The 13,294-nt window shown below is 62.6% G+C and carries 12 protein-coding genes and 1 pseudogene; 5 read left to right on the plus strand and 8 right to left on the minus strand.

From position 1 onward, the window contains the following. The first annotated feature begins 129 nt into the window (after positions 1–129). Positions 130–1,308: a M24 family metallopeptidase gene (locus ACK9YZ_RS30985; protein ID WP_416067312.1), complete on the plus strand. Its 1,179-nt coding sequence runs from the start codon at positions 130–132 to the stop codon at positions 1,306–1,308. Positions 1,309–1,378: 70 nt separating this feature from the next. Here the strand turns inward: ACK9YZ_RS30985 and ACK9YZ_RS30990 are convergent, their stop codons facing one another. The 8 genes from ACK9YZ_RS30990 to pxpB form a co-directional block, all read right to left on the minus strand. After that, entirely contained in the window at positions 1,379–1,792 is a 414-nt protein-coding gene (locus ACK9YZ_RS30990) for a VOC family protein (protein WP_416067313.1), read from the minus strand. Between the two features lie 44 nt (positions 1,793–1,836). Further along, positions 1,837–3,003: a M24 family metallopeptidase gene (locus ACK9YZ_RS30995; protein ID WP_416067314.1), complete on the minus strand. Its 1,167-nt coding sequence runs from the start codon at positions 3,001–3,003 to the stop codon at positions 1,837–1,839. 125 nt (positions 3,004–3,128) lie between these two features. Then, positions 3,129–3,761, minus strand: coding sequence for a GntR family transcriptional regulator (locus ACK9YZ_RS31000; RefSeq protein ID WP_416067315.1), 633 nt, complete (start codon positions 3,759–3,761; stop codon positions 3,129–3,131). 10 nt (positions 3,762–3,771) lie between these two features. After that, entirely contained in the window at positions 3,772–5,013 is a 1,242-nt protein-coding gene (locus ACK9YZ_RS31005; protein ID WP_416067316.1) for a hydantoinase/carbamoylase family amidase, read from the minus strand. Continuing rightward, the gene (locus ACK9YZ_RS31010) at positions 5,010–5,957 is read right to left on the minus strand and encodes an NAD(P)-dependent oxidoreductase (RefSeq protein WP_416067317.1); all 948 of its coding nucleotides are present in this window, start codon (positions 5,955–5,957) and stop codon (positions 5,010–5,012) included. The genes ACK9YZ_RS31005 and ACK9YZ_RS31010 overlap by 4 nt, the downstream gene beginning before the upstream one ends. Then, positions 5,954–6,598 carry a GntR family transcriptional regulator gene (locus ACK9YZ_RS31015; RefSeq protein WP_416067318.1) on the minus strand — a complete coding sequence of 215 codons (645 nt, stop codon included), beginning with the start codon at positions 6,596–6,598 and terminating at the stop codon, positions 5,954–5,956. The genes ACK9YZ_RS31010 and ACK9YZ_RS31015 overlap by 4 nt, the downstream gene beginning before the upstream one ends. Further along, the gene (locus ACK9YZ_RS31020; RefSeq protein WP_416067319.1) at positions 6,595–7,566 is read right to left on the minus strand and encodes a biotin-dependent carboxyltransferase family protein; all 972 of its coding nucleotides are present in this window, start codon (positions 7,564–7,566) and stop codon (positions 6,595–6,597) included. Before ACK9YZ_RS31020 ends, ACK9YZ_RS31015 begins: the two co-directional genes overlap by 4 nt. After that, entirely contained in the window at positions 7,563–8,288 is a 726-nt protein-coding gene (gene pxpB / locus ACK9YZ_RS31025; protein WP_416067320.1) for a 5-oxoprolinase subunit PxpB, read from the minus strand. Before pxpB ends, ACK9YZ_RS31020 begins: the two co-directional genes overlap by 4 nt. A 185-nt stretch (positions 8,289–8,473) precedes the next feature. Here pxpB and ACK9YZ_RS31030 point away from each other — a divergent pair, with 185 nt between their 5' ends. The 4 genes and pseudogenes from ACK9YZ_RS31030 to ACK9YZ_RS31045 all read left to right on the plus strand — a co-directional run bounded on the left by ACK9YZ_RS31030 (position 8,474) and on the right by ACK9YZ_RS31045 (position 13,270). Then, on the plus strand, positions 8,474–9,247 hold the full coding sequence (locus tag ACK9YZ_RS31030) for a LamB/YcsF family protein (RefSeq protein ID WP_416067321.1): 774 nt from the start codon (positions 8,474–8,476) through the stop codon (positions 9,245–9,247). A 15-nt stretch (positions 9,248–9,262) separates the two neighbouring features. After that, positions 9,263–10,117, plus strand: a complete 855-nt coding sequence (locus tag ACK9YZ_RS31035) for a D-amino-acid transaminase (protein WP_416067322.1) — start codon at positions 9,263–9,265, stop codon at positions 10,115–10,117. 77 nt (positions 10,118–10,194) lie between these two features. After that, positions 10,195–10,385, plus strand: a pseudogene (locus ACK9YZ_RS31040) (transposase); the annotation flags it as partial. Positions 10,386–10,660: 275 nt separating this feature from the next. After that, the gene (locus ACK9YZ_RS31045) at positions 10,661–13,270 is read left to right on the plus strand and encodes a LuxR C-terminal-related transcriptional regulator (protein ID WP_416067323.1); all 2,610 of its coding nucleotides are present in this window, start codon (positions 10,661–10,663) and stop codon (positions 13,268–13,270) included. The last annotated feature ends 24 nt before the right edge of the window (positions 13,271–13,294 follow it).

The raw sequence follows: 13,294 nt of genomic DNA on the forward strand, positions 1-13,294 counted from the left end.
ATTGGTGTACCGAAATTTCGGCCGCTACGGCAACCCAAAATGACCGATCCGCCGACCCCGTGACGATGCATCTTCCCTCTCGGATGCGGCAATTGTTTCCGCTTCGATCGAGGCTTTCAGGAGACGAGAATGACCCGCTATTTTCCGCAGGAAGAATATGAGAACCGCTGGGAAAAGGTTCTCCAGGAAATGCGGTTGCGTGGGTTTGAGACCGCCGTCGTTTTCGGCCGCGGCGGCGGCACTACGGACAATTGCGGCGACATTCTCTATCTCTCGAACCATTATGCCATCAGCGGCGGCATGGACTCGCTAATCTGGTCGGCCCGCTCCTTCTCGGGAATCATCTTGCAGCAGGGCAGAGAGCCGCAGCTTCACATCGATGAGCCCGAGGTCCGCACCGATCTCGTTTCCATTTCCGATGCGCGCTGTTCCAATCATCCGTTCCGCAGCGTCGCAAAGGCGCTGAACGAAAGAGGAATCACCGGGAGCGTGGCGCTGGTCGGCACGCAATTCATTCCCGTGAAGTTCTACCAGCAACTTCTTGAGGAAGCGCCGGATATTCAATGGGTCCCGGCCGACGACCTCGTCCGGTCGGTGCGGCGGATCAAGAGCCCCCGCGAGCAGGATTGTTGCCGCATCGGCGGTGAAACCGCGACCGTCGGCCTGAACCGCCTGATGGAAGGGCTGATCAGCGGCCTTTCCGAGCAGGAAGCCGCCGGCGAGGCCGCTCGGGAAGTGGTACGCCGTGGCGGAAGGCTGCAGATGATCGGCACCAATCATGGAGAAACGCTCGGCTTCGACCAGCGCCTTCCGCTGACGGGCTACAGCGCCGATACGCCGAAGCCCGGCGATATCGTCACCGGAACGCTCCATGGCGCCTTCTACCAGGGCTACTATCTCGACCCCGGCCGGACTGGCGTTCGCGGCAAGCCGACGGCCGACCAGAAGCGGCTGATCGAAGCTGTCGCCGACATCGTGCACCGGCTCTCCGACATGGTGCGCCCCGGGGCGAAGCTTCTGGACGTCGCGGCAGAGGGCGACCGGCTGACGGCCACCTTCGGCGGCTCGGTATCGCCGATCATGAAGAACTTTCCCTTCTACGGCCACGGCATCGGGCTCGGTTTCGAGCAGCCGCGTATTTCCACCGTCATGTCGCTTCCGGAAGACACCGTCGAAGAGAACATGGTGTTCGGCGTCGAAGCCTTCCTCTCCCTCGATGGCGTCGGAGCCGCCTTCTATGAAGACATTCTCATCATCGGCAAGGACGGCAACGAGCTTCTAACGCGCTCCCCCAGCCAGTGGTGGTGAATTGCGGGCGAATGCCTGCGTGAAATCGCCATAATAGAAAGCCGGCGGCCGATGGCCGCCGGTTGTTCAGCTAACGCGCGAAGACACCGTCGAAGTCCTTGAAGCCCTTGACCTCGATCGGGTTGCCGCTCGGGTCGAAGAAGAACATCGTGCGCTGCTCGCCCGGCTCGCCCTCGAACCGCACGACCGGCGGAATATCGAACGCGATGCCTGCGTCCTGCAGGCGCTTCGACAGGTTAAACCAGTCGTCCAGCGGCAGGACGACGCCGAGATGCGGCATCATCACCATATGATCGCCGACCTTGCCGGTGCGGGTGACTTCGAAGGGCTTGCCGAGATGCAGCGAGATCTGGTGGCCGAAGAAATCGAAGTCCACCCAGGTATCCGTCGACCGGCCCTCTTCGCAACCAAGAACACCGCCGTAGAACTGACGGGACTGGTCGAGATCGGTCACATGATAGGCCAGATGGAAAAGCGAACGCATGATAGCTCCTTTGCGATATCAGGATAAGAGGTTGAAAACAGATTTCATCGGACGATCAGATCGCGGGGCAGGTCGGAGAGCGGCTCGGCGCCGTTCTCGGTCACGATGACCGTTTCGGAAGCACCGACGGTCCAGACGCCGTAGTTGCGCAGGGTCGCCGGCAAGTGAAACACCATGCCGGGCTCGATGATGCGCTCGACCCCGGAAAACAAGCTGAGTATGCCGCCCTCGCCCCAATCCGGCGCAAAGGCGACACCCATGGAATAGCCGATGCGCTTGCGGAAGGCCGCCGTGTAGCCCGCCGCGTCGATCACCCGCTGCGCGGCCTCGTGCGGCACGGAGCAGGGAATGCCCGGCCTGATCGCGCCGAGAGCCGCGTCAAGCGCCATAAGCGAACAGTCCATCATCCGCCGGGCTTCGACCGGAGGCTCACCTATCCAGACCGTGCGCATCAGCGCGGCATGATAGCGGGCATGACTGCCGGCCAGTTCGAGAAAAGCGGGGTCGCCGTCTTCGATCTGGCGGCGGCGCCATGTCATATGCGGCAAGCCGCTGCGCGGCCCCGAAGATACCAGCGGCTCCATCGCCATGACCTCGGACCCGGCCCTTGTTGCGGCGTCCAGCATGGCGGCAGCGATGGCGTTCTCGTCCGTGCCGGCCCGGCAGGCCGAAATGCCGGCGACTAGCCCCTTTTGCGCGAAAGTGGCGGCCAGTCTGATAGCCGCCATTTCGGCAGGCGATTTCACCACTCTGAGTGGAGGAAGAATGGCGGAGCCGTCAGGCATGGCTTCGACGCCGGTTTGTGCGGCAATCCTCTGCGCAAGCACAGGCGGCAGGAACCAGCCGGCGAGCTCGATTGCAGGGCGGGCGATCCCTCGCTGCAACAGGAGCTGCGCTAGGGCGGAAGCCGGATCCTCGCCATCCTGGTATACAACGATATCGTCTATCCAGGTGTTGGCGATCGATCCGACCAGCTCCAGCTGCCGGACCAGCAGGATCGGCTCGCCTTCCACCGGCATGATCAGCGCCTGAAAGGCGAAATAGCCCGCCGTCTGTCGGCCGGTCAGCCAATAGATGTTTTCAGGTGTGGTGACGATGAGTGCCCCATAGCCGGCCGCCTCGATGGCATTACGGGCGCGGTCCTGCCGCTGCTTGAACTCGTTCTCGGGGAAAGCGGCCTCACGGCCACGGAATTCGGCAAACTCATGCATCCTGCATTACTCGACTTCGGCATTGGTGTCTCGCGATCGAGACGAGAAACGGATTGCGATCCGGAAAGAATGAACACGAAACGCCGGCACTTCCCCGGAGGCGGCGCAGTTTCGAAACGCACATTCTAGGGCCTGGCAAGCCACCCCAGAAACCGGCCGCGCACGCTGTCGAAATGGGCTTCCATCGCCGCGGCGGCGGCGGCCGGATCGCGCGCCTCGATGGCATCGATCACCGCGATGTGCTCGGCCGCCTGCTCTGCGAAGCGGTCATGGGTCCGGGTGATCGTGCATCGGCGGGCGATACTGCGCATTTCCCGCAGCATGGCGGGCAGAAGGTGGAGATCCGCGGCTTCGGCAACGGCTTCGTGGAAAGCGTCGTCATCCATCCAGAAGCGATCGAAAGCCGCATCCTCTCCTTCGACATAGGCTTGCATGACCTGCCTTGACTGCTCGAGCGCCGCCGTCATCGGATGCTCCGCTGCGCGGGCGGCAGCGGCCCCTTCCACCAGACGGCGGACCTGGACGATCTCCAACAATTGCTCCACGGTCACAGGCAGGACCATCAATGTGCCGTTGGTGAGGCGTGAGATGACGCCCTCTTTCTGAAGCCGCGAAATGGCAGCGCGAAGCGGCGTGCGCGAAATGCCGGATTCGATCGCCAACGTCCGCTCGGTCAGGAGATCGCCAGTCTTGATCGTGCCCGCGAGAATGCGCTGTTTGACGTCCTTGTAGGCTTGCTGGGCTAGGGTTTCGCTCATGTTTTCACCCTCATCTTCCAGACCATGCGAGATGCAGAACCCGAACGGCCTGCACGAGATCAGCCGGGCTCATCGCCTCGTCCGGATTGTGGCTTCCATTCCAGTTGCGCAAAAACACCATAACCGCTTCCCAGCCGGCTTGGGCGAAGGCGGCAGCGTCGTGCCCCCCGCCCGACAGCATGAATCGCGGCTTCAGGTCGAAGGCGGCAGCAGCAGCGGCTATTGTTTGTCCGAGCTCGAAGGACAGCTGCGTCGGCTGGCTGCGCGACTGCGCGCCGGTGACGACACGCACCCCTCTCGCCTTCTCGACTTTCGCAATCTCGTCCTGGAACATTCCGTCGACACGTTCGAGAATGGCCATATCGTCGCTGCGGATATCGATGCAGAAATCGACCCGGCCCGGAACTTTGGCGAAGGCGTGTTCCGCGGTCGCCGCGCCGACGCGGCCGAAGGTGACTGCAAGGTCATGGCCTTCCTCAAGAACGGCACCCCAGGCCTTGTCCATAGCGACGATGAGATCGGCCAAGGCAAAGACGGCATCCGATCTCGCAGCGCGCGGCGCTCCGCCGGAATGGGCCCATACGCCTTCGATACGGGCATCCCGATAGCGCAAACCGCCGCGCACGCCATGAACGATCCCGAAGGCTTCGGCAGCTTCGTCGAGCACCGGCCCCTGTTCGATATGCAGCTCGACGAAGCGGGCGGGCGCAAGCCCCGGATTGCGCAGCACAGCTTCGGGATTGCCGCCCAGTTCAAGCATGTGATCGGCAAGGGTGCGGCCGCTGTCGGCGCGCCTGGCCTGCATCTCCGGTGCCGTCAGGCGACCGAGTGCTGCCCGCGAGCCGACATAGGAGACCGGAAACCATACGCTTTCCTCGGCCCGGGTCACGGTCACCACGATATCGGTCGGTGGCGCTTCGCCGCTCTTTACGAAGGCGGTTGCCAAGGCCATGGCGCCGACCACACCGGACGTTCCGTCATAGGCGCCGCCCATCGGAACCGTGTCCAGATGCGAGCCGATGTGGAGCGCAGGCGCGTTCCGATCCCGGCCCGGCAGGCGGGCAAAGAGATTGAGCGCCGCATCGCGCGCGACCTCAAGGCCCAGCGCCTCGGCTTCTTTGATAATCACGCGATGCGCATCGCTTTCCAGACTGCTGTAGGACGGTCGGGTATATCCGGGGCCTGGAGCGGAAATGGCATTGATCTTGTCCAGCAGCCGCTCGACGGTTTCCTTGATCAGGATCTCGGTCATGCGGCTATCTCTGCGGGGCTGTTAAGTGCGGTGGCCGGACGCTCGCCGGAGAGAGCAATGAGAACGTTTCTGGCCGCGCCAACTGCAACGCGGCGCAGGGCCTCCTCCGTCGCTCCGCCGAGATGCGGCGTGAAAATCACCCGGTCGGTGGCGGCGAGCGGCCCTTGCGGGGCGTCGTGGCTGTAGACATCGAGACCTGCCGCGGAGATCCGCCCATCCTCGATGGCTGCGACAAGCGCCGCTTCGTCGACCAAGCCCGCACGCGCGGTGTTGACGAGGATTGCTCCGTGCTTGACGACGGAAAGCGCCTGTTGACCGATCAGGTGCCGCGTCTCGGGACGCAGGGGCGTATGCAGCGAGACCAGGTCGGCTTGCGACAGGCCGGCGTCGAGGCTGCCGACCCGTTCGAAGCCTTGAGGGTCGGAAACGCGCGGCGAATACACCATAACGCGCATATCGAGCGCGGCCTTGAGCATATGCGCAAGGCCGGCGCCCGTGGCGCCGAAGCCGATGATCAGGGCAGTCTTGCCCGAAAGTTCCGAGAATGTCTCGCGTTCACGAAAGCCGTGAAGGCTGGCACGCTCACTGCGATCGGCGGCGGAAATACGTCTGGCAGCAGCAAGCGCCAGCGCGAGCGCCAGCTCCGAGACGGAGCGTGCGTTGGCGCCCGGCGTATTGCAGACGAGGACACCTTTCCTCGATGCCGCATCCTTGTCGACGGCATCGTGGCCGGCGCCATGCACGACGATGACACGAAGGCAATCGCTGGCCTCGATTGCCGCGCCGGACAGGCCGGCATCGCGGGTGATCGCGGCATCGCAGCCAACGATCATCCGCGCGACGGTCTCCGTATCCGGCTTGGGGCACAGGACCGGCTCGACGCCGGCCTGGCGGAGCAGGTCCAGCCCGTCGGCATGGACCGGCTGAACGATGAGGCATCTCATTCGGCCGGCCTTTCGGGAGATAGCGCCAACCTTTCCAGAATGGCATCGCGCGCATGGGTGATGTGTTCGGCCATCAGGATACCGGCTCTCTCCGCATCGCCGGCTCGCACGGCGTCGAGCATTTCCAGATGTTCCTCGCAGCTTTTCAGAAAGCGATGCGGCAGGTTGCTGTGGTCGAACATGCAGGTGCGGCGGCGCAGGTCGGCGATGGTGCTGACCATCACCTCGCTGCGGCTCGAAAGCGCAAACGTTCGATGCAGGTCGTCGTCCACCCGGCGCTGCTCGTCCTCTTCGCCCGGACCGTGGCGCTGCAGATGGCGAACCCGTTTCTCCAGTTCATCGAGCACGGTAACGGGAACCGACGTCGCCTGCCTGATGCAGTAGGATTCCAGCACACCGCGCAGAAAAAAGATCTCCTCTACTTCGGCGGTAGTCAGCGTCCGCACCTTCAGAAAGCGGCCATCCTGTTCGGCAAGGCCCTCTGCCTCGATCCGCTTGATCGCTTCGCGCACCGGTGTCCGCGACATGTCCAGGGTCTCACCCAGCTTTGCTTCCTGCAGCGCATCGCCGGGCATCAAGGTGCCGGACAGGATCATCTCGATGATCTTTCCATAGGCCTGTTGAGCAAGCGGCTGGTTCAATGCAGTGTGTCTCCCCGTTGATTGTCGCCTCTCGGCTTTGCGACCAGATTTGCAAGGGTGTCCCGCAAAGCCTGTCGTTCGCCGATCAGCCGTTCCTCGGCCTGTTCCTGTGAAATGCGGGCAAAGCGGATCGCCCGCCCGCTCACGACCTGAGCCAGCCGAGGCAGATCGACAGACGCGACCGTGGCGATTTTCGGATAGCCGCCAGCCGTCTGCCGCTCCGCCATCAGCACAAGCAGCCTGCCCGAGGCCGGCACCTGAATGGAGCCGGGGCAGGTGCCGTCCGAAACGATATCGTGCCCGGCGGCGGCCCGGATCGGAGCGCCGTCCAACATCTGCGCCATCCGGTCGCGTCGGGCAGAAACGGTGAAAAGTGTCCCCAGAAGCGTCTCCTGGACATCCGCGGAGAAACAATCGTCCTGAGGACCGTAAACGATCTGTATCGGCCGCGCATCCCGTCGCCACGGCTGCCGCAAGGCAAGATTGGCCGACGCGCCGGCCTCGCCGATCGGCAGGCGGTCGCCTATCTGCAATCGGCGTCCCTCGTGACCGCCGAGCCCGGTGCCGAGATGCGTGGAGCGCGAACCCAGCACCGGCGCGACATTGACGCCGCCGGAGATCGCGAGATATCCCCAAACACAATCCCGCAAGGCGCCGATCGAAAGCGTCATCCCCGGCAACAGATCGTAGCTTTCCCAGGAATAGGCTTTCATTCCATCGAGTCGAATATCGACGTCACCGCCCGTCACCGCGAAGCGTACCGGCCGGCTGACGGTGAAGCTCCCGCCCACGCCCGCAAATTCCAGCGCCGCCGACGACGGCTCATTGCCGACAAGAGCGTTGGCGATTCGGAAAGACGGCGCATCCATCGGGCCAGAACCGGATACGCCGGCATGCTGAAGGCCTCTTCGCCCCAGGTCCTGAACCGTTGCCATCGGCCCTATCTGCTGGACGTTCAGAAAGGTCATTGCAGCATGATCCCCCCGACAGCCTGCCCAGCGGCCACCGATCGAGCGACAAACGCAGCTTCCTCTTCGCTGACGGGCCGGAAACTCACCCTGTCGCCGGCCCGAAGCAGGAACGGCGTGGCCCGCGCAGGATCAAAAAGCCGCAGCGGTGTGCGGCCGATGAACCGCCAGCCGCTTGGCCCGGGAACGGAATTGATGCTCGCCTGCTTGCCGCCGATGCCGATCGCGCTCGCCTCGATTCTCTGCCGCGGCGCAGCGAGACGTGGCGTGTGCAGTATCTCCGGCAACCCGCCGAGATAGGCAAAGCCGGGCGCAAAGCCGATCATGTAGACGCGATACTCAGCCGAGGAATGAAGCTCGATCAGCTGGGAGGCCGTCAGACCTTTCATGGCCGCGAGTTCCTCCAGATCCATCCCGACCGCTCCGCCATAAACGACCGGAATATCGAAGTGCCGCGAGTGGCCGTCGCCAACGGCAAGACCGTCCAGCCGGAGCAGCAAGCACGCTCCAAGACTGCGTCCGCGAACGATCTCGGGATCATAGACGACCATTAGCGAGCGATAGGTCGGCACGAGTTCCTCGACGCCGTCGATCGGCGTATCCGTCAGGTTCTGCGCCAGCGCGATGACCCGCCGGCTTATCGCTTCGTCGATAATGTCGGAGAGCTCGACGGACAAGGCGCTGTCGCCGCAAGCAAGAATGCGCGGAAACATTTGGGCCATTGCGCGCCGATCCCTTTCATCCGTTGCAGGCAAGTGCGATTCCCGCCTGATTCTGGCTATTGCTATTTCAGTATACCAACTGTATGTCAACTAAAACTGCTGTCAACTCGGCGCCGCAGGACGCCACGGGGCGGAAACAGTTTTATTGCCGGAAAGCAGGCTTACCCTGCAAGGAGTTCTTTCGGATGGCAACCATCGATCTCAATTGCGACATGGGGGAAAGCTTCGGCGCCTATACGATCGGCGACGACAAGGCGATGCTGGAGCTGATCTCCACCGCAAATATCGCCTGCGGTTTCCATGCAGGCGACCCGGTGGTGATGCGTAACACGATTCTGGCCGCCAAGGCCAAAGGTGTAGCGATCGGCGCCCATCCGTCGTTCATAGATCTCTATGGTTTTGGCCGCCGGCGGATATCCGGCGAGCGCCCGGAGGATCTGGAAGCGCAGATCATCTATCAGATCGCCGCGATGCAGGGCATGGCGTCGGCTCTCTCCTGGCCGATGACCCATGTCAAGACCCACGGATCGCTCGGCAACATGGCAGCCGTCGATGCCGAACTTGCCACGGTCTGCATTCGCGCCATCAAGGCGGTCGATCCGACGCTGGTGTTCATCACCCTGCCCTATTCGGAAACGATGAAGGCGGCCGACAAGGCCGGCCTTCGCGTTGCCTGCGAAGTCTATGCCGACCGGACCTATGACGATGCCGGCATGCTGACCTCCCGTCAGATCGAAGGATCGGTCATTCACGATCCGCAGCAGAGCGTCGATCAGGCTCTGTCGATGATCCGGGATGGCATTATCCCGACTGCGGGCGGAAAGAAACTGCCGGTCGATGCGGCAACGATCTGCGTTCATGGCGACAATCCCGCCTCCGTCGCGACGGCACGCGCCCTGCGGGACGCGCTCGGCGCAAACGGCATTGATATCGCTCCCTTTGCAAAGCCTGTTTTCTGACCGAGGACATCTTTATTGACCCGCACTGTCTATCTGAATGGCGCCTGGCTTCCCGAGACCGAGGCGAAAGTCTCCGTTTTCGACCGCGGCTTCCTGTTCGCCGATGCAATTTACGAAGTCACGGCGGTGATCGGCGGCAAGCTGATCGATTATCATGGGCATGCGGCTCGCCTTCAGCGGTCGCTTTCGGAGCTCGGAATTGCCTGCCCGCTTTCCGAAGCATTATTGCTCGATGTCCACCGGGATCTCGTCCGCCGCAACCAGCTGGACGAGGGGCTGATCTATCTGCAGATCAGCCGCGGCGCCGCCGATCGTGATTTTGCATATCCTGCCAAGGCAGCGCCGACGCTGGTGCTGTTCACCCAGGCAAAGCCGGTGCTGAGCAGTCCTCGCAGCGAAACCGGTCTGTCGATTGCCACCCTGCCGGACTGGCGCTGGGAGCGGCGGGACATCAAGACGGTCCAGTTGCTCTATCCGTCGATGGCAAAGATGGAAGCCATGCGGCGGGGCGCGGACGATGCCTGGCTGGTACAGGACGGGCTTGTCACCGAAGGCAGCGCCGCAACGGCCCATATCGTAAAAGCGGATGGGACCTTGGTTACACGCGGCCTGTCCAATGCCCTGTTGCATGGGATCACTCGGGCAAGCATCATCGATCTTGCTCGCGACGCCGGAATGGTCGTCGAGGAACGGGCGTTTTCTGTCACCGAAGCCCAGCAGGCTGCCGAAGCCTTCATCACCTCTGCCACCAACTTCGCAACATCGGTGGTCAAGATCGATGATGTCGTTATCGGCGACGGCAAACCGGGACCCATAGCGGGGGAATTACGCAGGCTTTACACCAAGACACGCCTGGGTTCGGCAATCTGAGAAATCGAAGCGGTCAGCCGGCAAGAGCGACGGCGCTTTTGGGGCTCGAGGCAATTGAGTTCGCCACGATACTCTAGACGGAAGGCCTGCTCCGACACTTCGACAATCGACCGCAAATCGGCTCCTACGCTGGCCTCGCCCCTCGCCTCGGCAAAGCGGCAACGTCGATCGCGAACAAGGTGTGTCGAAGGCGGGAAATCCGCGTTTGCGAGCGACCATGGTCGAGCTCGCCTGGTCGTGGTTGCGGGATCAACCGAAATCGGCGTTGTGGTCGTGAAAAGCTAAATCTAGAACTCGCCACCCACGGCAGCGAACTGGAGCGAATGCTGACACTCAGACACATTACTGCTCGCGGCTACGGCGCCGAAGACGTTTGGCGGGGGAGGTGAAGAACCTATCCGGCACCTTGAAATATGGAAACCTTGGAAGCAAGCTGGTTCCATGAGCACTCATAGCCGTTTTGCCCCTCCGAACCCTGCTCCAAACGCTGTCCGGCGTCGCAACCTTCTTCAGCGACTGGGAGACGGAGGGTTAAGGCGACTGATGACGATCGTCGCGCCTGCAGGATATGGGAAGACATGTCTTGCGGCGCAGTGGCATGACAACCTGCTTGCATCGGGTCAACAGGTCGTCTGGGTCGGGCTCGATGCGGAACACAGCAACTATAGCCAGTTCATCCTCGTTCTCCTGGAGGCGTTCGACCGGCTGACGCCTGCAGACAGGATGGCACGCGATACAGCAAGCCTGTCCTCGGCCGCCCTACTCGGTATCCTGGCTACACGGCTTCGCCATTTCCCTGCTCCGCTCACCCTCTTTCTCGACGATTATCACTTTGCCCAGACGGACGCGACAGAATCGGTCATCGCACGACTGCTGGCCGACAGCTCGCTCGAACATCTGAAATTCGTGCTGATCTCCCGAAGCGCTCCGCGTTTTCCCATCTCGTCCCTGCGGCTCAACAACGACCTTAAACTGGTCGGCGTCAGCGAGCTGGCGTTTTCGGACGTGGAAGCGGAAGAATTCTTCGCTGGTAACGGCATCGCGCTGACTGCCGACCAGATTGGCAGCCTCAACAGACGCACCGAAGGCTGGGCGGTGGCGCTGCAGATGGTGCGGGTGCTGGTGACGGACAATATCGAGGCGGAGGCGATCCTTTCCTATTTTGACGCCGGAACGGCGGAAATGGGCAGCTACCTTTCCGAACAGGTCTTCGCGAATCTGCCGGCACGCACAAGGCGTTTCCTGATCGAGACGGCGGCCTTGCCGGCACTCAATCGCGAACTGGTCTCAGCCATCAGCGACGAGGCTGACGTTTCGGCTACCTTTCAGGATCTCGCCAGGCTGGCGCTCCCGATCGCCGTCCTGAGCGGCCAGGGCGGCTGGATCCGCTATCATCCGGTTTTCAGTGCGTTCCTCAAGGAAGAGGCCGAACGTCAAGATGTCGATACGCGGGTCACGCTGCAGAGGGCTGCCCGCTGGTTCGAACAGCAAGGTGATTGCGACAGTGCCGTGCGACACGCGCTTTTGAGCGGCGAGGCCAATCTTGCTGCGCGCATTGTCGAGGCTGCGGGGGGCTGGCGGAGGGTCTACGCCACGACCCGGGGCGGCACCACCATGTTTCAGGCGATCATTGATAAGGCCGCCGAGATCGATCTCAGCCGCTTCCCGCTGACGACGCTCGGTCTTTCGGTCGTCAGCGCAAAGGCGGGTCAGCTCGACGCAGCCAATCACTACCTCGCGATCGCCGAACACGGCATAGCGCGGAGCAGTGAGGCGCTGGCCGCCGATCTGAGGGTCGTGCGCATACTGCTCTCGCTTTACACCGATCGTTCGGCCAGCAATACGGATCTCTCGGCGCTGGAGGACGACCTGACGAAGCGCGAGGGAATGGAACTGATCCACAGGGCCCTTGCGCTTAACATGCTCTGCTACAATTGCCTCATCCGCGGCGACCTGGAACGGGCGCTGCATTACGGGCACCTCGCCATTCACGCCTTCCGCGACGGCAATGCCGATTTCGGCGCCATGCATCTTTATACCCATGTTGGCCAGGCCGCCTATTTCAGTGGAGACTGTGCCAAGGCGGCCGAGGCCTATAACCGATTGATCGCTGAAGCGCAGCGGAATATCGGCGTCGGAAGCGATCTCGATGCGGTGGGCCAGGTCCTAAAGGCGGAGTTGCTGTCGATGAACGGCCACGAGGATACGGCTGAGGCGATGCTCGACTGGGCGTTGCCACATCTCGAACGCCACGATACCTGGTTCGATTTGCTAGCCGCCGGCTTCCTGGCACAGCAGCGCGTCCTGCTTCTCAAGGGTGATCAGGTCGCAGCCCATGCCGCCATCGATCGGGTTCATGCCGCCGCTGGCCGCCGTGGCTTCGACCGTCTGACATGGCTGGTCGAAGGAGAGCGTGTCAGGCTCCTGCTTGCCTTCGGCGATATAGAGCAGGCGATGCGATACGCCGATGCCAAGGGCATGGGGCGCAAATCGGTGGGTTTAGACAGAGCGAACGACCTCGCCATCCATCCGCGCGGCACAGTCCCGGCTCTGCTCTGGACACGCATCCACCTTGCGCTCGGCGACTTCGTCAGTGCCCGCGGATGCCTCTCACAACTGATCGTCCGGCAGGTCCGCAAGCCGAACGTACCGCGCGCGATCGAACTAGCGCTGCTGGATGTGGGCCTCATGGTAGCCGAAGGCCGGAAGGACGAAGCTGCCGCCCGGCTCGGCGACCTCGTCCTTGGTCTCTCGCTCGGAGATTACAGAGCGCTCCTATGCATCGAGGGGGTAGGCTTTGTCGACACACTTCGCGCACTCGCTTCTGACGTGTCAACGCCTGACATCGTCGGACGGCGGCTGGCACAATCCCTCGGTGAGGATTGGCCGAGTCGCCTCGGTTTCGGCCGCAAGAATGCAGCCGAGGTTCAGCCAGACAGTGGACTCACCGATCGGGAACGGGGTGTGATGGAACTGCTGAGCACTGGCCTCAGCAACAAAGAGATTGGTCGCAAGCTCGACATGAGCGACAATACGGTGAAGTTCCATCTGCGCAACATCTACGCCAAGCTCAACGTCAGCACCCGCCTCGCTGCGGTCAACGTCGCGCGGGATCGGGGCGTTCTGGCCGGGCTGACCTACCCGAACGGGTAGGGCGCTTCGAACTCTTCCTACCCG

The sequence above is a fragment of the Rhizobium sp. ZK1 genome, from assembly GCF_047782645.1.
Classification (GTDB): Bacteria; Pseudomonadota; Alphaproteobacteria; order Rhizobiales; family Rhizobiaceae; genus Rhizobium.

Excerpts from the sequence above, each read along its gene's own strand:
- ACK9YZ_RS30985 (WP_416067312.1), top strand. The coding sequence starts at position 130 with ATGACCCGCTATTTTCCGCAGGAAGAATATGAGAACCGCTGGGAAAAG.
- ACK9YZ_RS30990 (WP_416067313.1), bottom strand. The coding sequence starts at position 1,792 with ATGCGTTCGCTTTTCCATCTGGCCTATCATGTGACCGATCTCGACCAG.
- ACK9YZ_RS30995 (WP_416067314.1), bottom strand. The coding sequence starts at position 3,003 with ATGCATGAGTTTGCCGAATTCCGTGGCCGTGAGGCCGCTTTCCCCGAG.
- ACK9YZ_RS31000 (WP_416067315.1), bottom strand. The coding sequence starts at position 3,761 with ATGAGCGAAACCCTAGCCCAGCAAGCCTACAAGGACGTCAAACAGCGC.
- ACK9YZ_RS31005 (WP_416067316.1), bottom strand. The coding sequence starts at position 5,013 with ATGACCGAGATCCTGATCAAGGAAACCGTCGAGCGGCTGCTGGACAAG.
- ACK9YZ_RS31010 (WP_416067317.1), bottom strand. The coding sequence starts at position 5,957 with ATGAGATGCCTCATCGTTCAGCCGGTCCATGCCGACGGGCTGGACCTG.
- ACK9YZ_RS31020 (WP_416067319.1), bottom strand. The coding sequence starts at position 7,566 with ATGACCTTTCTGAACGTCCAGCAGATAGGGCCGATGGCAACGGTTCAG.
- pxpB (WP_416067320.1), bottom strand. The coding sequence starts at position 8,288 with ATGGCCCAAATGTTTCCGCGCATTCTTGCTTGCGGCGACAGCGCCTTG.
- ACK9YZ_RS31030 (WP_416067321.1), top strand. The coding sequence starts at position 8,474 with ATGGCAACCATCGATCTCAATTGCGACATGGGGGAAAGCTTCGGCGCC.
- ACK9YZ_RS31045 (WP_416067323.1), top strand. The coding sequence starts at position 10,661 with ATGACGATCGTCGCGCCTGCAGGATATGGGAAGACATGTCTTGCGGCG.